The following is an 18223-nucleotide window of genomic DNA, read 5'->3' as shown; positions in this document are numbered from 1 at the left end:
ACGTATGGGGAAGCCTTTAATATGAAAATAGCTGCTTTTATTATGTTGCTTCCATACCCTTTACACAAAATGACGCAGACAACTTTTAAATTCTATCTCTCAAATATTTTCGAATAGTAGCTTTTAAATGCAATTCTTATCTTTTATGGGTGAAGGCGATTGGCACATATCCAAAATTAAAAAGCTATGAAGAAGCCGTTACTTGCTTTGATTTTATCAGGGGGAACATGGGATTATGAATGTGCTCACGCTGCACGACTTTATGAATATATTCTTGATTGAAAAGACCTTTTGTACACAATTGACATTTACAGCCTGTGAAGCTATTAAATATTGCCAGAGCGTGGAGCAATACCTATTCAATAATGAATGTTTTTTTACTGTTATTACATATATTGCTTGTAGTCTTAAAAATAGTTCTTTTAATTAGTGCTAATTACGGCTTATAAAGTAGCCAAAAAGAAATAATTTGTAATTGTTATTTAAGAAAAATATAAGAGATAAAGCATTTAATTTTTATAAATATCAAATAAAATAAAAAAACAATGATAATGGATATATCTTTATGCTCTATTTAATATCATTTTTTGTCTTGGTTTATATACAATGTGGCTTTTTTCACAGAAATGTTTATAGTTTGTATAGGATAGTATATTATAATGAAAATGTAGGAGATAAGGATATATTTTGGCGTACTTGGGGTGATTTTATTAAGAAGAAAATTATTGTGATGATATGTGCGCTGTTTATGTTAATAAGCTGTGCAAAAAAAGAAACTGCGCTACCAAAGGAGCCACTTTCACCTACAGAGCAATTTGTCCTTCACAAGCTAATGACAGATAAAGGGCTATTGCGTACAGATTTAACAAGCCAAAAGGATATATATTTATCTGAATCAGCTGGATTATGGCTTGCTTACCTGCTAGAAAAAGGTGACCAAACTCGTTTTGAGGAACAGGTTCAAGTCATAAAAACCTTCTTTTTAACAGATAATTTTATTGTATGGCGTATAGAAGGAACGAAAAAAGCGTCTGTAAACGCATTGATTGATGATTTACGCATTATTCGTGTGTTATTGGAAGCAGGTGAAAAATGGGATAATGCTTCTTATATACGGCTAGGGAAGAACATTGGCGAAAATTTACAACAATTTGGTATGGCAGATCAGCTATTTGTCGATTTTGTGGATGTTCACACACATGATAAAGCACATACATTAACGCTGTGCTATATTATGCCCGCTGCTTTTTATCAAATGGAAAAGCATGGACTATTATCACAACAGCAGGCGGAGCAGCAAATAGCTATTTTACAACATGCACCATTTTCGGAGGCAGGATTTTTCCCAAAATATTATGACCTTTCCTCCAAAAGCTATGTATTTGATGAAGAATTGCATATGATTGAACAATTGTATACAGCCTATCACTTAGCCTCTATAAACGAAGATACGACTGCTTTTAAAGACTGGCTACTGCATTTGTTCACACAAGACGATAAGCTATATGGTCGCTATAATGCTACAACAAATAAGCCAGCCGTGAGCTATGAATCACCAGCCGTTTATGCGATGGCAGCGCGCTATATGCTTGAGCTGAATGAACAACAAATGGCACAGCAGTTCCTTGCTAAAATGACAGCCTTAAAAAGTGACCCAAAGACAGGTTATATCCATAACCAGACACAATCAACGCATGTTTTTGATAATTTGCTGCCACTGCTAGCGGAAAAGGAGGAAGACAATGCGCACAACGATGAACTGGAATAGAGCCATTTTTCTTTATGGGGTGCTATTAATTTTATTGCTGCAAATACCTTCTTATTTTTTATTGCGGCTAAATGCTGAAAGTTTATTATTGTATGCTTTTCTGCTGGTGCTCTTACTACTTACACTTTGGAGAGGAACTGTTTTTGGACTTATTAGTAGCCTTATTTTTATTTTTATTACAGGCTCAACATTACTGTATACAGGTATATCGGGTACTGTAACATTTTTAAATGCTTCCTTTTCCATGCAGATGTTTTTTGCCTATGGCATTATGTTATTGCTGTTAATTCTTTGTGCGGGAAAGATACATGAATTAATGAAGGAGCAGGAACACTATTTAAAGAAGCTGCAAGAAGATGTAAGGAACTATGTCGCAATAGATGTAGAAACAGGCTTTGATAATGAATCACGTATGCGTATAAGCGTCAATGAAGAAATGCGTAGGTCTGACCGACATAAGCATACATTTGTTTTTATAGTATTAATGCTTGAGAACTATAATCAGTTTCAGCAGCTTTACGGTGCAAAGGAAGTTCAGCATTTATGGCAGCAGCTTTCGCAAAAAATTCAACAGACGGTTAGAGCCACTGATAAAAAATTTCGCTTTCGTGACAATTATATTGGGCTATTGCTTATTGATACAACAGACCAACATATGGAAATAATTTATAATAAATTAGATCAAGCTTTAAAAAATCATCAATTGCTTAATGGTAAATGGGTGACATTAAGCTATAAAACAAGCTTCTTTACCTATTATCCATTGATGGAAGCAACGTTTGATGTATTGCTGGCAGAGCTGGAAAGAGAGATGAAAACAAATGCGCTCTAACTATTGCCTTTGGCTGATAATGGGCTGGCTTTGTTTTTATACATGGCATATAGATCATACGGTATACGCGGCAGATGCTCAAAAGGACGTTGCATTAATTTATGTCACAAGCAATAAGCAGCCTAATGAGGATGTACAAGCAGTACAACAAATACTACAAGCTTATACATCGGTAGATACGATTGCTTTAGAAGATATCTATCCGCACAGCCTCCAGCGCTATGAGCGAATCGTTGTGATTAATACGTATTCAACAGTGCTACCAGCAAAGGCACTTGATGCACTAAATCAATTTCAAGGACCAGCTTTAATGATTGGTGACAATGCGTTGCAGCTTGCACCTTTTGCACAATGGCAGGAAGGTCCCGTAGTAGAGCTGCGAGCACTTGGAGCGGAAAGTTTGAACAAACCTGTTCAGTGGGAAAGCGTGCAACCGACTGCCAATGCAAAAATTATCAAGATGGCTTCAGCTATCAATCAGTCATATCCGTTTATTATCCAGCAGCAGAATTGGTCATTTATTGGGGCTTTTATTAATGAGGGCACATTGCAATATAATTGGCCAGCGCTACTAGGTGAGCTATTACAGTTACCGAAGCCACAAGCACATCAAGCGTTTATTGTGTTAAGTGATATTACGATGAAAACAAATGTCCAAAAGCTAAAAAAGGTTGTAGATGCATTTGCAGAGCACAATATACCAGTTGCTCTTGAAGTAACACCGATTATAGTGGAGGAACAAGTCAATTACTTACATGATAATAAAACATTATTACGTTATTTACAGCAATTACAAAAAGAAGGCTATACATTTATTCTTTCTGCTGCTACTTCAATGGAGCAAAGTCTTGAATATTTAGCGCTTCGTAACATCTATCCAACAATGGGTACTGATAATAGTGCGCTTTTTACAAGTAGCATTCAACAAGGCAATCAGTCATTGTATAGCGCACAGCTAGACAATCATATTATTTATCCCCTAACAGCAGGAACGGTGATGGACTCAGCTATGTATCCTTTCTATCCTGTGAAACAGCAAATTGCTTTGCTATTAAAAGCGCCCGGTTCCGTTATCGGTATGCAATATCCTGCTTATAGTGATGCAGCTTATGTACAGGAGCTTGCAGATTATTTAACTAACCATCCACAGATTAAGCTCATTAATTTTCGTCAAACGAAGCAGCAAGTAAAATCGGAGAATATTACCATTGTTCAGCATGAAAATGGCGAACAAATGGTTCATCTTTCATTGACAAATTTTCAGCGTTTAAAAATTTTATGGAATGAAAGGCCATTTGAATCCATTTTATGGGCGCTTGTTTTAATTGTTTCATTGTTTGTAGCATTATTTTTTATGAATACTTTACGTTTACGTATTACCTTGCGTAAAAGGTTATTTGAGGAGAGGAAAACGAATGGCTAATACATTATTTTTTATTTCACTTTTCCTCATTTGGGTCATGCTGCTTTACCATATGTTTTTAATGGAAGGCGGTTATTTACATTTTCGCTCATTTGAAAAGCCAATCGATCAATGGTCTAAAAGGATGCGTAATGTGCCATCCGTTAGTGTCTTTATTCCTGCACATAATGAGGCGCTCGTTATTGAACAAACATTACGGGCTATGTCGCGTTTGTATTATCCAAAAGATAAGCTAGAGGTCATTGTCATAAATGATAATTCCTCAGATGACACAGGGGTAATCGCCTCTAAATATGCTGAGAAATTTCCATTTATTCGTGTGATGGAAACTGTAGAGCCAAACAAAGGAAAAGGAAAGTCCTCTGCATTAAATGCAGCCCTAGCTGATTCGGCAGGAGAAATTGTCGTAGTTTATGATGCGGATAATACCCCTGAGCGCATGGCAGTCTGGTATTTAGTAATGGGACTTATCAATGATCCAAAGGCAGCCGCCACAGTAGGGAAGTTTCGCGTTATTAATGCTGCAGAAACCTGGCTGACACGTTTTATTAATATCGAAACAATTTGTTTCCAGTGGATGGCACAAGGTGGTCGCTGGAAATGGTTTAAGGTAGCAACAATTCCTGGGACAAACTTTGCCATTCGTCGTTCGATTTTAGAGCAGCTAGGTGGCTGGGATGTCAAAGCTTTAGCAGAAGATACAGAGCTGACCATTCGTGTTTATAATTTAGGATATCATATTCACTTTTTTCCAAAGGCTATTACATGGGAGCAGGAGCCTGAAACACTCAAAGTATGGTGGAAGCAACGAACAAGATGGGCAAGAGGTAACCAATATGTCGTCCTTAAATTTTTAAGTCAATTTTTTACATTAAAAAGAAAAAGTATTATTTTTGATTTATTTTACTTTTTCTTTACGTATTTCCTATTTTTCTTTGGCGTTATTTTATCCAATGCTTTGTTTATCATTAATTTATTTTATGATATTGGATTGACTGTTGGTGATATTGCCCTTGTTTTATGGGTATTAGCCTTTTTACTATTCCTAGGTGAAGTGATGATAACCTTAAGTATTGAAAAAACAGAAATGAATCGAAAAAATTTCTTTTACGTTATACTGATGTATTTTACGTACTCTCAAATGTGGATTGTGCTTGTTGTTTGGTCATTGCTATTAGAAATAAAGCGCATGTTGACTGGACAAGAAGTGCAATGGTATAAGACAGAGCGATTTTCAAAGCAATCAGATAAAGGGGCAGACAAATGAAAGCCAAATTTTATTTACTTCTAGTTGTCATTGGTTTTTTATGTTTTACACATGATGCAACTGCGGCTACCATTACGGTGGATCAGCAAACAATTGTCATTAAAGGCAATCAATATCAGAAAAAACCATTATTATCCCAACCAATTGAATTACAAGGACCATCTTCTTCGAGAGATTTTTATTACAGCCTTAGCGAAGATGTGCAGGTTCATAACCAGCAGGTAACATTCCATATTCAACATTCAGAGCTATTAATTGCCCCCTCATCCTTTACAGTAAAAGTGGATGATGTTGCACTTAAAACGGTGCCGTTGACAGCAGATTTACGAAAGCAAACGGTTACTGTAAATTTGCCAGCAGAAGCTTTAGTCAAAGGGACACATAAAATTACAGCGAGCTTTTATGGCATTTTAAAGGAGGGAATTTGTGTTCCTCCAGGCAATGTTGGCAATTGGTTGCGTATTGATATTTTATCCTCTATTTCGGCTTTTGCTGAGGATGGTCAAGCAGCGTTATTAAGTAGTTACCCTTCGGCATTTTTAGGCTATGAGGGCTATACAACAACGCTTATCTTACCAAAAGAAGCTTCCACAGCGACATTAAATAGCGGCTATCAGCTAGCTGCTTATTTATCAGAGCATGGTCAAACAGATGTGCATATTCAGCGTGAAGATGCTGTTCAGAAGGTAACAGGCCCTGTTATTGTAGTTGGTGCAAAACATGAATTTCGCTCAGCGTTATGGCAAAATATATTAGCTGATGTTGATACAGCTAAGGGAACAATGACACTTGCAATGCATAAATTGCAAAATACAAATGAACAGCAACAAGTACCACTTTTTATTATAACAGCTACAAATGCAGAAGCTATTTCAGAGCGATTATTATTTTTAACAGAAGCAAAGCTTTTTGAGCAATTAGTAGGTCAAACATTAACCATTAAAGATTTGCCAAAAGTTGAAAGCCCATCAGCAACAACAATACCATTTAAACAATTTGGCTTTGAGGACCAAACGTTATCAAGTCAAACAACGATCACACCGCATTATTATGTATCTTTGCCACAGCTAGAGGCAAATCAAGAAGCGGTGATGCACTTATTATTGAAAAAGTCAGCAACGATGCCGAGCAGTAAGGAGGACGATGACCGCAAATTAGAATTGATTGTTTATATTAATAATGTTCCACATGCAGTGGATTTACGAAAGCTGGAACAAACAGCAATGGATATATATGAGGTAGCTATACCGATTCAAACAAATGTGTTAAATAAACAGTCAATCACAGATATGCAATTTGAGGTAACAGGCTTTCAGTTAGAGGAGCCATGTGAAACAACGAATGAGCGTTATTGGCTATATATTGATAGCGATAGTTCACTATCCATGACTAAAGATGCGGAGGAGCTATCCTTTACATTACGTGATTTTCCAAATGCCTTTCATGACAATGTGTTAATGGTCGTGCCTGATAACGAACCGATAAATGATATGGAAATGGGTGCGCTATATAAAGCATTGATGATAAATGGTAAAGTAGCACAAATTACGCTTATCAAAGATAAAGATGTGACAGAGGCTGATTTACAAAAACATGCGGTAATTTTTATTGGCAATATGGATGAGCTAGCATGGCTTGCTAAAAATGCGGAGGCTATTCCTTATACAGCACAACAGTTGATACAGCAAGGCTTTTTACCTGAAGCTATGGCGAAGTATGCTTATATTACTAAAAGCTTTTGGCAAACAAAGCAACCTTTATTATGGATACATGCATCCAATGCTACATCTGCTGATAATGATTTCTATGCTCATTTAAAGGAAACAGATACGAAAGCTGCTGCTGCAATTGAAACAAAAGAAGGGCAATTTGTTGTGGCAGTTGCTGAGCAAGTAAATGAACCTAAGACAGAGGCAGCACAAGGTATTGAAATTTCCTTGCTATTAATTGCAGAGTTTGTCGGGCTTATTATTGTTATCGCTGTTATTTTATATATGATTTTACGCAAAAGAAAGAAAAATCAATTGAAGGAATAATGAATAAAAGCAAAGCCGCACTATGCGACTTTGCTTTTATTCTATTATGCAGGCATATCTGTTGGAGTAGGCTTAGCATAGCCTTCCTTGTACGTATCATCAATGACTTGACGAATTTCTTTTAGGCTCATCCCATCTTGATGCATTTTAGCAGATTGGACAGCAATTTCTAAGCACACTAAACAGCGTGTGCCATGATCATCCCAGACAATTGAGCCGTCCTCACGTTTTTCTTGAATAAAGCAGTTTAAATTATTTCTATGCCCTGCAGATTCACCACAGCCACAATAACATGGCATCCATTCTAAAACTTCTGTTGATTGCCCTGCGATTTGATAGACCATACGAATATTTTCTTGTTTATCATCTAAAAAAGAAGGGAGGACATTAGCCGAAGCCGTTTCTTCCTGTATATCACCAGAAGCATGACTATGACCTTCATGTGAATCATTATTTTGATGGTCATCTACACCTTGCTTATCCTCTCCACATGCACTTAAAAGCACTAACATAAAAATAGCAAAAAGGGACATTAATTTCTTCAACAATAGCGCCTCCTACCGTTTCACAATACGATTATTATATCATTGCTATTCGAACAATGGACAGGTAGTATTGTTGCAAATCAATGAAAGATATCTGATCCACGTGTTTTGTTCATAAAATGTTCCATTTTCTCGCTCAGCAATTTTTTTAAGAAAGAACCAAATAAAATAAAGGCTAGCCAGCAGCAAGCTAAGAAGAGCATATCCATCCATACAGTTGACCAAATAATACCACCAACAGCCTCACGCATCATTTCAATCGCATACGTAAATGGTAAGTAAGGGTTAAGAATTTGGAAGAACCTTGGTAGCAATTCAACAGGGTATGTGCCACCAGAGCCAGCAATTTGTAAGACAAGCATAATGATTGCTAAAGCTTTTCCTACATTGCCAAAGACAGATACAAGTGTATAAACAACTGTAATAAATACAAGGCTAATCAACAGACCAAATAATACAAAGTAAACAGGTTCCTGAATGGCGCTATCTAGTAAGAAGATATCTCCAATTGTAATAATAAGTGTTTGAATAAATGAAAACGTTGCAAATGTTAATAATCGACCAAAATAAACTTCACGAATACTGTATGGTGTACCACTATGAAGATTAACCGATAATAACGAAATTAATAATAAGCATCCAACCCAAATCGAAAGCACTGTATAAAACGGTGTCATGGCTGTACCGTAATTGGCAATAGGGAAGAGGCGATGCTCGTTTAGTTGAATGGGCTCCTCAAAGAAATCTCGTTCAGCGTTGACATCATTTTTTAATAATTGCACAATCTCAGAAATATCAGCTTCATCCTCTAATGTACGAAGTTTATCTGCTAGCTCTTTAATTTTTGAGCTTAATGCTGGAAACTCTGTTTGGATTTTTTGAATAGCACTATTTGCTGTTGCTAATGTACCTTGTGTTTCTGTTAATTTAGTAGTTGCCTGTGGAATAAATTGCTGTACATCTGTTAGCATTGCCGAGGCATTTGTTAATGTTTTTTTAGCACTTGATAATGTTGAACGAATTTGCGGCTCCAAGCGATCATTATAATAAGTCAAAAACTCCTGTAAACGAGCTGTTGCATTTTGAGCGATTGTTTGAATGGCTGCTATTTGCTGCTTAATTGCTTCTTGGTCTATAGGCTGTAAGGCATCCATTTTTGCAAGAAGATCACTATGCACGGTTTGAAGCTGCTTTAATGCAGCTAATGCATTGGCAGTGTTATCAGCAAAGCTTGGACCATTTTGTAAAGCTTCACGAATCGTGATAAGCTGTGCCAGCATTTGTTGATCCTGAGCTTCTTCGCTTTGCTGTAGGGTATTGATCATCTGGTCCAAGACATCTACTAGCTGCTTACGAGTTGCAGCATCTGCTTGTGTTAATTGCTGCAATGCTTCAAGCGTTTGAATACTAGTTGCTATATTTTCTTTTGACTGTACCAATTGATTTTGAAGGGCTTCCTTTGTTTGAGCGAAAGAAGATGTATCGAAATCAATGGCATTTAGTTTAGTAATGATTTCTGTAAAATGCTCAGCAATTGTTTGAACAGCTTGGACATCCTTTTTAATGCTCGGAGATAGCTCATTAAATAAGGCATCTGCTTCATTAATGAGCTGTAACCCTTGCTGGATCGTTGTAAGACCATCCTTTGTTAACTGCTCCACTTGAGGTACTTGCGTAAGCGCTTTGTTTAACAATTGTGCTGCATCGTTACCTTGATTAGCAGCTTGCGTTAAAAAGGATTGAATGTCAGGTAAATGCTGTTCAATTGCAAAGACATAGTTTTCAAACTTTCGAAAATCAGGAATTTCATGCTCAATCTCAACACCAATTGTATTAAAGATAGAGAATAATGTGCCATTGACAGTTGACACAAATTCATTGGAAACTTGCTGCGTCAGAACGCTTGCCCCCTTACTTGTAATTTTAGGGGCAATAGGATTCTTTTTTTCATTCACATAATAATCGATATGTGCCTGTGTCGGCTGGTCTGTTAAAATGGAGGTAAGCTTTTGCGAAAAATCTTTTGGAATAACAATCATCGCAAAATAATCTCCATTTTTGACATGCTCAGTACCCTTTTTTTCCGTTTCTAATTCCCATGTAAAGCTTTTATTCGTGCTTAGCTGCTTTATAACCTCATCGCCAACATTGATCGCGGTATCTCTAACTGTTGTTCCTGTATCTTCATTGACAATTGCGATTTTCATATTGGCTGTGTGCGCGTATGGGTCCATGGAGGCATAAATATTGAGCCATGCATAAAGTGAAGGAAGAAAAATAAGTCCACCTATAATAACGGCAATTACCCAGTTCGTAAAAATATTACGAAGGTCTCTTAGATAAATTTGAGAAATATGTTGTAAAAAGTTTTTCATCTGACCACTCCATGCTGAATTTTTATAATACCTTTTACTATGTATGTTCCCAATTATAAATAAAATTATGTTGTAAATGTGAAATATCCCGGAAAAAGGACAAATTAGTTTACTAGGTTTTCAAAACAATTTATAATCAATCGCGAATACACTAAAACTAGGGCTTTTAGTGTAAAAAAGGAGGTCACTACTCTAGTGAAGAAATTATTAATTATTGGTTCAGTGATTGTTGTATTATTTGCAGCAATTATTGTGCTAACAAATGTTTCAAACAAAAGTAAATTAGAAAGCGCAAACAATCCTTATGGCGATAAAAAGCTAAAACAAGAAACCATCGATCAACTGGATGATGAAAACTACCAAAATATTATGCTGCCAGATGAACTTGAAGCAAAAATTGAAGCAGGTGAACCTGTCAATGCTTATTTTTATAGCCCAATTTGTGTTCACTGCCAAGCGTTTACACCTGTGTTAATGCCAATTGCAGATGAAATGGGTGTTAATATTGCCCAATTAAATGTTTATGAATACGAGGACTTATGGGATACGTATAACATTAAAGCAACACCAACATTTATTCGTTTTGAAGATGGGAAAGAAGTGAATCGCTTTGTAGGCGCTCTTAAAGAAGATGATTTACGAACATTTTTAGAAACGGTTGTATTAAAGAAATAGAAGATAGGGGACGGTGTCAAAAGTTATTTTGATACAGTCCCTTTTCATTTTGTAGTGTATACTTAAAATACTGAAAAGTTGTACAATGGAGGAATTGTAAATGTCAATGGATGATTATTTTTATAATGGTGAAGTGATGAAATGCTATAAATTAGCAAAGGCGATTACAAATGAAGCCGAACAGGAACGCGCGCAAAAATATATCGCATTATTGGAAGAATATGAACTGGCGCATTATCCAAAGCCAATATCTACTCTAGAAGCACAGTCTGCTGAGCGTGCTGATGAAACATATCCTGAGTTTGACGCTGTAGCAGAAATTCGGGCGATTAAGGATGAAGGGGCATTTACAAAACGTATTTGGCAGCTAGAGGAAGTTGCAAAAACGGGCACATCGCAAGAGAAGGCACAATCCTTTTTTACACAAGGACAGCTCTTTTTATTTGCCCATCATTACAATGAGAGTGTTCACTGCTTTCAACACGCTGTAAAGGAAAACCCGAATAAGGCTGTCTATTGGGGCATTACAGGGCAAACAATGCATCGCTTTGGCTGGATGCCTTTTGATGCGCTTGGCTATTTAGAGCAGGCGATTGACCTTGACCCGACAAACCCGCGCTGGAAATGGAACAGAGCATTAGTATTAATTCAATTAGCAAAGGATTTGCAGCTAGCCCCGTTTATGGCAAATGCCGCACTAGCATTAGAGGATGCGCTGGCTTGTTGTGGTGAGCACCAGCAATCATTGCAAGCGGCTATCCAAAATACAATTGATAATATGGACAGTTATGTTTTTTCATAATTAAAGCAGGATGCCTCCATTTGCATTGGGATGGTATCTTTTTTATCCCGTATTAACAATTTTTGTGTACTAAAAAGCAAAGCGATAGATATAGACTGTAAGACCCCTTCAAAACATCAGCTAAAATCAACACGCCATTACGCTGGGGCGTAATTGATAGAGGAGGTGGGTTGATTGCCATCTTTCACAATCATGGTATGATAAGAAGGAAATGATTTAGAGATATAAAGGACGGATTTTGGATGACACAAGAAGCGGCAAATGCATTTATTGAAAATGTATGTAATCATTTAGTACGCAATATGAATATTACAAAAGTGGAAGCGCATTTTAATGAAACAATTGCTATGCAACGAGCATCAGCGACAACACAGCAAGATTTTTGGGATATGCTGATGGTCAATATGCTGTATTTTACTGAAAATGAGCAAGCTTGGGAGCAACTATTTCTAAAAATGCTGCAAACGAAGCAATGGTTAACGCCAGCAGCGCTGGAAGAAGAGCTATTAATGCATCAAATGCGTATTCGCCAGCAGGTGGCAACGCAAATGGAAACAGCGAAGGAATTATTCCATCAGCAATATCAAACAGCAGAGATAACAGAGGAAGCCATTATTTATGATTATGCATATAGCTCTGCTGGACACTCGATGCGGATGGATTTATTAACGGTGCTTGTTTCAACGCCTAAGCAATCCAAGCTACTATTTGAGGCGGACCCAGAAGAAACGATTCGTATTGTGAATGGCTATATTGCTTATCATACAGACGGACTTATTAATAGAACAAAATTACACTAATTTAAGGAATGTGAAAGGACTTTGATTGCATGAATACACCGTTTACGTTTAAACATACACAGCCTACACAAATGGACGCTACGAAAAAATATCCTGCTCTTTTTTTATTGCACGGCATGGGCAGCAATGAGGAGGATTTACCGCAATTAGTGCAGGATTTTCGCGAGCAATGTCATATATTTAGCCTACGAGGCCCTATTACACAAAAGCCTGGCTATGCCTTTTTCACGATTCAGGAGATGGATCAACCAGACCGTGCAGTTTTCGATAAGGTATTAGTGGCACTGCAACGCTTTATCTTAGAGGCAATTGACGAATATCAAATTGACCCACATCAAGTATTTGTCCTAGGCTTTAATCAAGGAGCTGTTTTAGCGCAATCATTGGCATTTGTGATGGGGAATTTAGTAACAGGCATTGTGGCATTAAGTGGCTATACACCAAAGTTTGTCACGGAAGAATATGCCATTCGTTCAATTGAGCATCTACAGGCTTTTATTTCTCATGGAGATTATGATTATATTATTCCTTCACAATTAGGTATAGAAAGCAAAGAGATCTTTGAGCAATTTGGTGCAACAGTTACCTTTAAACAATATCCAGATGGACATGGTGTTACACCTGATAATTTACGTGACCTTGTGGCATTTTTAGCACAGCAGCTCCAACAAGATTTACAATAGCTCTAAAACCAAGGCAAAAGAATTGTCTTGGTTTTTTTGTACAAATCATTACTTTTCTTAAATAGTAATAACAAGAATCAAGACAAGAAGGTTCAAATTCATGTCAGTCGGTGGTATCATAGAAGATGTTGTGAATGAACGTACTTTGTTAAAGTTTATGAAACATAGAAACAGCAAGAAGTGAAGAGGGGTAAAATCATTATTTAATGTGCTAGATGCAAATTTTGTCGCTTTCTATCGATGAAAATGTATAGAAATTATGGAGAAAAGGAATTAAGATGAATGGAACAAAATCTAAAAACGGAGCATAACCTGCAATCCTCCGAACAAATACAAGAGAAGTCATCACGCTCTACAATTTTAGCGCAAACAGTTAAAACAGGCATTATTAAATCTAATTTAATACCAATGTGGGCAGGCTTAACACTAGGCATGTACAAAAATAAAATGACATTTGTAGATAATATACCTGAAATTATTTTTTCAACAATTGGCTCTGCTCTTGTTATTGGGGCAGCTGGCGCTTTTAATAATGTCTATGATCGTGATATAGATGCCATTATGCCTCGAACGCAAAGTCGACCCACTGTAACAGGTGAAATGTCAGCTAAATCGACGTTAGCATTAGCGATTGCGATGTTAATTGTGGGGGTAGCAGTGTTGGCACTTGCTTCACCATTAGCGGCTGCATTTGGTTTATTAGGTGTCTTTTTATACGTTGTTCCTTATACAATGTGGACAAAGCGTCGGACGATTTATAATACAGAAATAGGGAGTATTAGTGGAGCAGTGCCACCATTAATCGGCTGGTCTGCGGTATCAACAGATATTACACATCCTGCGATTCTTGGTTTATTTTTAGTGATGGTTATATGGCAAATGCCTCATTTTTATGCGATTGCGATTCGCAAGCATGCGGATTATGAGGCGGCTAATGTGCCAATGCTTCCTGTTGTGAAAGGTATGCGTCGTACCTACTATCAAACAAACTTCTATTTAATTTTACTGATTTTATCAAGCTTTTTATTTGGCTCATTAAGTATAGGCATTATGCTTGTAGCATTGCTTTTAAGCATTGCATGGCTTATTATGAGTATTTATGGCTATCATCGTCATACAAATCAAGAGAAATGGGCAACAAAAATGTTTGTCTTTTCCCTGTTTCATATGACGGTATTATTTGCAACTGTCATTGTGTACTCATTAGTAGGAGTTATTTTTCAACTATATTAATATGATAAAAACCAACAAGCTATTCGGCGCTTGTTGGTTTTTGATTTTGCACGGAAAGGGTTTTACGGCTAGGCCATTCAAAGGCATGTAACTGACCACCAAACACAGCACCGCCATCAATGCCAATAATATTATTTTCCCCAAAGTAGACACTATAATCTGTTGGATCGTGATGCAGTCGATATGTGGGGGTATGTCCAAAAATAACCGTTTTGTCCCCCTCGTAGCCTGCATGAAATTCCTCACGAATCCATAGAAATTGCATAGGGTCTGTTTCCGCTAGTGCCACACCGGGTACAACCCCGCCATGTACAAAAATAGCATCCTCTAATTCGATATAGGTGTCAAAGGTTTCGATTAACTTTAAATGCGCTTCAAGCTTTGGTAATGTTTGAATAAAGTCAGGCAATGTTTGGCTTTGAATAGCCTCCTCAAAATCAGCCAACTGGTAGCCATAGCTGGCAAGTGTTGCCTCTCCACCACAAAGCCCAACCCAATGGTTCCAAGGCTTCGGATGCCCTGAGCGGCAGGCATGGAGCATAATTGCTTCATGATTCCCAAGCAACACACGTGCGCCCTGTGCCTGTAATTCGCCAACTAAATTTAACACACCGCTAGAAGCAGGACCTCTATCAATATAATCACCGAGTAAAAAAAGTTGGTCTTTCATTGGATGATAGTTTGCTTTTAGGAGTAATTCTTCAAACAGCGCTAATTCTCCATGTATATCACTAATTGCTAATATTCGATTCATGAACAAGCATCCTTTCCAATTGCAGAGCGGTTACAATTAGTATAGAGGAAAATTCTACAAATTTCGACTTTTCTAGCTTCCGGTGCTTTTTCCTCCATAGAATATTGCAAGAAATACTTCTCTTATCACTATTTTTTATTTTAGTATATGACAGCCACTCATCACTCACGATGACTTTGTCTTGTACAGTGTAAAATGGCAATTAATGCTTTAGCTTTTCCCACGCCTGCATGGCTACTTGTTCATCAAATGTTGACAGAAGACGAAAATGCTGCTCATCCAAAATACGATAATGATGACTAATCATATTTTGTTGAAGTCGAAAGCCTTTATATTCACTAATATTTTTCCACCATATGTATCCACCCATTGTTTTTTCCTTTGGCTGTAATGTTCCATGATTGGCGATTAAATCGATAACTTCTAATGGGTCACCACCAAGCTCATGTTGTAAAATGGTGCTATCTCGACATAACGTGCAAACAGCCACAGCAGTTGTCCAGCCAGTCAAAATACGACCTTTTTCAATTTGAACAAGTGTTTTTTTGGATAATCCTAGCAAATCACTCATTTGATCCTGTGTAAAAGCTTTCTCTGTACGGATTAATTTCAGTTTTTCTGAAACGAGTGTGATCAATTGTTCACGATTCATCCTAACACCCCTTATTTTCAGATTATTATATTCTATTATACATGAAAGTAAAGATACGTGTTTTTCATTTCAATAGGGGGGAGCTATTATACTAAAAAACAGACTGTCTTCAAGGAGAGCAGTCTGCTAAGTGTTAAATTTCATATTTATTTGTATCTGAGATAACACGGAAATGGATGCCTGTAATTTGCGCGCTCACTTTATGACGAAGTGTATCAATATCTACAAGCTCCTCTTTATTTTGAACACATGTAGCAATTTCTTGTAAAAGCTTTGTAAAGGCTTCCTTAAATAAAGCACGCATATTATCAAAGTCTAAGCTGCGAAAACTTCCATCAATATCAAAAGCTTCGACGGAATTTAATTGTTTAGAAGCACCTGCAAAGCGGTCATCATATACTGTGTAGTTTTCGTCAGTTACCACGATAATATATAGTACTTCCCCTGTAATTGTTTTGAGTTCAATATTTGTTTTATGCTTTTTTACATCAGTAATAATATGAATGCCGTCTGAATGGTACAGTTTAAACAATGTCATTGATATGGCCCCCTGAAACTATAATCATATTTTCTTTCAGGCGTGTTGATTAGTCTTTATTTTGCAGAGAAGACCTACGAATTTGTTGATTTTTGGCTACGGCTTCAACGAAGGAGGCGTCTGAATCTCAGACAACCTTATGGGTTTTCAGCTATTCCTGCCAGAGTCGCCTCTCCACTACAATCAACACGCCTGAAACTCTTTATTTATTATATCCTGAAATGGCTAATAATGGAATAGTGGAGTTCTACTATTAGGCACTGAAAATATGATTATGTTTGCACTTCAGTAATGGCTGGAGCACTTTTGCGTAAAGGTCGTACCTCGATATAATGAATTTGATGTCCTTGCTGCTCATAAATACTAAACACGTATGTGTCAAGTTCAATATTTTTCGATGTTTTAATACCATTATTGACCGTTAAGAACCAGCCGCCTAATGTTTCTACTTCCTCTGCATCCAATGTAATATTTAAGAGCCTTTCCACATCTTCTACAAGCATTTTGGCATTTAATATATAATGATGATCTGTGATTTTGCGAATATCTGCAATTTCATCATCATCAAACTCATCTCGAATTTCACCAACGATTTCTTCTAAAATATCCTCAACTGTCACAAGACCAGATGTACCGCCATACTCATCCATTAAAATAGCCATATGAATACGCTCTTTTTGCATACGTAAAAGTAATTCTTTAATAGGAATTGTTTCAATAACGCGAATAACGGGATTGATAAATTTTTCTAACACTAATGTTTCATCTGTTAATTGTTCAAGTAAGCCATGTGTAAATAATTCCTTTGCATTAATAAAGCCTAAAATATTATCGCGATCCCCATCATAAATAGGGTAGCGCGTATATTGCTCTGTGGCAATGCACTGAATAATATTGGTAAAGGACTCATTTCGTTCAATCCCGATAATTTCTGTACGTGGAACCATAATTTCACGGGCAATACGTTCATCAAAGTCAAAGACATTATTGACATATTTTAGCTCGGATTTATTGATTTCACCGCTTTTAAAGCTTTCAGATAATAGTAGTCGCAATTCTTCCTCTGTATGTGAAAGCTCATGCTCACTTGCAGGCTTCATACCGAATAGACCTACCAGCACTCGGGCAGAGCCGTTCAAGAACCAAATAAATGGATACATTATTTTATAGAAAAATAGTATTGGTTTGGCAAAAAGCAGTGTAATCGTTTCAGCCTTTTGAATAGCAGCAGTTTTAGGTGCCAATTCACCAACAACTACATGTAAAAATGTTGCAATAGCAAAGGCTGAACCAATTGTAAAGATTGTCATATACTTATCCGAAATACCAATCATCTCAAATAACGGATGAAGCATAAACTCAAACGTTTTTTCACCAACCATCCCGATACCAAGCGCTGTTACCGTAATTCCTAATTGGCAGGCAGATAAATATTCGTCTAAATGATCGACAACATGCTTAGCGGCAATTGCTTTTTTATTGCCCTCTACAACAAGCTGATCAAGCCTTGAGGAACGCACCTTTACAATGGCAAATTCTGTGGCTACGAAAAAGCCTGTTAATGCTAATAAGATAATAAAAATTGATAAGTTAATAATGGTCTCCAAATAGTCGTTCTGTAAAAACAGAACGTCACCTCCTATTGATGAATAAGTAAAAGCAAGGACTGCATTAATGCAATACTTGAGGGTGAAACATTTTTCTTAATGGTTTCAATTTTTTGATCGTCTTGCTTGTTCATTTGTTCTATATATAAGGTGATTAACTTTTAGACTTACACTCTTTTTCTTCGTTTTCCTGTATACTATTCTTAATAGATATGAAACGGAGAAAAATGATG

General features: G+C 36.9%; 16 protein-coding genes. 10 read left to right on the top strand and 6 right to left on the bottom strand.

Translation table 11 applies throughout. The features are described 5' to 3' along the window. Window positions 1-730: 730 nt before the first annotated feature. Genes ACIQVU_RS18455 through ACIQVU_RS18435 form a run of 5 tightly spaced genes read left to right on the top strand, consistent with a single transcriptional unit; the run spans window position 731 to window position 7326 of the window. A complete protein-coding gene (locus ACIQVU_RS18455) occupies window positions 731-1768 on the top strand; it encodes a hypothetical protein (protein ID WP_402896680.1) in 1038 nt (345 codons plus the stop codon). Further along, window positions 1743-2600 (top strand): diguanylate cyclase domain-containing protein, encoded by an 858-nt coding sequence (locus tag ACIQVU_RS18450; protein ID WP_340806492.1) that lies wholly within the window; start codon window positions 1743-1745, stop codon window positions 2598-2600. The genes ACIQVU_RS18455 and ACIQVU_RS18450 overlap by 26 nt, the downstream gene beginning before the upstream one ends. Continuing rightward, window positions 2590-4023, top strand: coding sequence for a DUF2334 domain-containing protein (locus ACIQVU_RS18445; protein WP_402896668.1), 1434 nt, complete (start codon window positions 2590-2592; stop codon window positions 4021-4023). The genes ACIQVU_RS18450 and ACIQVU_RS18445 overlap by 11 nt, the downstream gene beginning before the upstream one ends. Then, the gene (locus ACIQVU_RS18440) at window positions 4016-5290 is read left to right on the top strand and encodes a glycosyltransferase family 2 protein (RefSeq protein WP_402896666.1); all 1275 of its coding nucleotides are present in this window, start codon (window positions 4016-4018) and stop codon (window positions 5288-5290) included. The genes ACIQVU_RS18445 and ACIQVU_RS18440 overlap by 8 nt, the downstream gene beginning before the upstream one ends. Continuing rightward, window positions 5287-7326: a cellulose biosynthesis cyclic di-GMP-binding regulatory protein BcsB gene (locus tag ACIQVU_RS18435; RefSeq protein ID WP_340806488.1), complete on the top strand. Its 2040-nt coding sequence runs from the start codon at window positions 5287-5289 to the stop codon at window positions 7324-7326. Before ACIQVU_RS18440 ends, ACIQVU_RS18435 begins: the two co-directional genes overlap by 4 nt. Window positions 7327-7370: 44 nt before the next feature. Here ACIQVU_RS18435 and ACIQVU_RS18430 read toward each other — a convergent pair whose 3' ends face one another. Then, window positions 7371-7859 (bottom strand): PCYCGC motif-containing (lipo)protein, encoded by a 489-nt coding sequence (locus ACIQVU_RS18430; RefSeq protein ID WP_402896678.1) that lies wholly within the window; start codon window positions 7857-7859, stop codon window positions 7371-7373. A 92-nt stretch (window positions 7860-7951) separates the two neighbouring features. Beyond that, entirely contained in the window at window positions 7952-10246 is a 2295-nt protein-coding gene (locus ACIQVU_RS18425; RefSeq protein WP_402896663.1) for a YhgE/Pip family protein, read from the bottom strand. 195 nt (window positions 10247-10441) lie between these two features. On the opposite strand from ACIQVU_RS18425, the gene ACIQVU_RS18420 reads away from it, so the two are divergent. From ACIQVU_RS18420 to cyoE, 5 genes are all read left to right on the top strand, one after another. Then, entirely contained in the window at window positions 10442-10921 is a 480-nt protein-coding gene (locus tag ACIQVU_RS18420) for a thioredoxin family protein (RefSeq protein ID WP_340806484.1), read from the top strand. 100 nt (window positions 10922-11021) lie between these two features. Continuing rightward, a complete protein-coding gene (locus ACIQVU_RS18415; protein WP_340806482.1) occupies window positions 11022-11723 on the top strand; it encodes a tetratricopeptide repeat protein in 702 nt (233 codons plus the stop codon). A 242-nt stretch (window positions 11724-11965) separates the two neighbouring features. Beyond that, window positions 11966-12523, top strand: a complete 558-nt coding sequence (locus ACIQVU_RS18410) for a hypothetical protein (RefSeq protein WP_340806481.1) — start codon at window positions 11966-11968, stop codon at window positions 12521-12523. 29 nt (window positions 12524-12552) lie between these two features. After that, complete coding sequence (locus tag ACIQVU_RS18405; RefSeq protein WP_340806480.1) at window positions 12553-13206, top strand: alpha/beta hydrolase; 654 nt, start codon at window positions 12553-12555, stop codon at window positions 13204-13206. Window positions 13207-13488: 282 nt separating this feature from the next. Further along, window positions 13489-14439 carry a heme o synthase gene (gene cyoE / locus ACIQVU_RS18400; RefSeq protein ID WP_340806479.1) on the top strand — a complete coding sequence of 317 codons (951 nt, stop codon included), beginning with the start codon at window positions 13489-13491 and terminating at the stop codon, window positions 14437-14439. A gap of 19 nt (window positions 14440-14458) precedes the next feature. Here the strand turns inward: cyoE and ACIQVU_RS18395 are convergent, their stop codons facing one another. The 4 genes from ACIQVU_RS18395 to ACIQVU_RS18380 all read right to left on the bottom strand — a co-directional run bounded on the left by ACIQVU_RS18395 (window position 14459) and on the right by ACIQVU_RS18380 (window position 17990). After that, complete coding sequence (locus ACIQVU_RS18395; protein WP_340806478.1) at window positions 14459-15193, bottom strand: metallophosphoesterase; 735 nt, start codon at window positions 15191-15193, stop codon at window positions 14459-14461. 202 nt (window positions 15194-15395) lie between these two features. Further along, window positions 15396-15845: a helix-turn-helix transcriptional regulator gene (locus ACIQVU_RS18390; protein WP_340806477.1), complete on the bottom strand. Its 450-nt coding sequence runs from the start codon at window positions 15843-15845 to the stop codon at window positions 15396-15398. Window positions 15846-15978: 133 nt separating this feature from the next. Continuing rightward, window positions 15979-16383 (bottom strand): hypothetical protein, encoded by a 405-nt coding sequence (locus tag ACIQVU_RS18385; protein ID WP_340806475.1) that lies wholly within the window; start codon window positions 16381-16383, stop codon window positions 15979-15981. Between the two features lie 272 nt (window positions 16384-16655). After that, a complete protein-coding gene (locus tag ACIQVU_RS18380; protein WP_340806474.1) occupies window positions 16656-17990 on the bottom strand; it encodes a hemolysin family protein in 1335 nt (444 codons plus the stop codon). Window positions 17991-18223: the final 233 nt, after the last annotated feature.

The sequence above is a fragment of the Lysinibacillus sp. NPDC098008 genome, assembly GCF_044760715.1.
In the GTDB taxonomy this organism is placed as follows: Bacteria; Bacillota; Bacilli; order Bacillales_A; family Planococcaceae; genus Lysinibacillus.
This window is presented reverse-complemented; position numbering and strand designations above follow the sequence as displayed.

Excerpts from the sequence above, each read along its gene's own strand:
- ACIQVU_RS18440 (WP_402896666.1), top strand. The coding sequence starts at position 4,016 with ATGGCTAATACATTATTTTTTATTTCACTTTTCCTCATTTGGGTCATG.
- ACIQVU_RS18405 (WP_340806480.1), top strand. The coding sequence starts at position 12,553 with ATGAATACACCGTTTACGTTTAAACATACACAGCCTACACAAATGGAC.
- ACIQVU_RS18430 (WP_402896678.1), bottom strand. The coding sequence starts at position 7,859 with ATGTCCCTTTTTGCTATTTTTATGTTAGTGCTTTTAAGTGCATGTGGA.
- ACIQVU_RS18455 (WP_402896680.1), top strand. The coding sequence starts at position 731 with ATGATATGTGCGCTGTTTATGTTAATAAGCTGTGCAAAAAAAGAAACT.
- ACIQVU_RS18410 (WP_340806481.1), top strand. The coding sequence starts at position 11,966 with ATGACACAAGAAGCGGCAAATGCATTTATTGAAAATGTATGTAATCAT.
- ACIQVU_RS18450 (WP_340806492.1), top strand. The coding sequence starts at position 1,743 with ATGCGCACAACGATGAACTGGAATAGAGCCATTTTTCTTTATGGGGTG.
- ACIQVU_RS18395 (WP_340806478.1), bottom strand. The coding sequence starts at position 15,193 with ATGAATCGAATATTAGCAATTAGTGATATACATGGAGAATTAGCGCTG.
- cyoE (WP_340806479.1), top strand. The coding sequence starts at position 13,489 with ATGGAACAAAATCTAAAAACGGAGCATAACCTGCAATCCTCCGAACAA.
- ACIQVU_RS18425 (WP_402896663.1), bottom strand. The coding sequence starts at position 10,246 with ATGAAAAACTTTTTACAACATATTTCTCAAATTTATCTAAGAGACCTT.
- ACIQVU_RS18415 (WP_340806482.1), top strand. The coding sequence starts at position 11,022 with ATGTCAATGGATGATTATTTTTATAATGGTGAAGTGATGAAATGCTAT.
- ACIQVU_RS18435 (WP_340806488.1), top strand. The coding sequence starts at position 5,287 with ATGAAAGCCAAATTTTATTTACTTCTAGTTGTCATTGGTTTTTTATGT.
- ACIQVU_RS18385 (WP_340806475.1), bottom strand. The coding sequence starts at position 16,383 with ATGACATTGTTTAAACTGTACCATTCAGACGGCATTCATATTATTACT.
- ACIQVU_RS18390 (WP_340806477.1), bottom strand. The coding sequence starts at position 15,845 with ATGAATCGTGAACAATTGATCACACTCGTTTCAGAAAAACTGAAATTA.
- ACIQVU_RS18445 (WP_402896668.1), top strand. The coding sequence starts at position 2,590 with ATGCGCTCTAACTATTGCCTTTGGCTGATAATGGGCTGGCTTTGTTTT.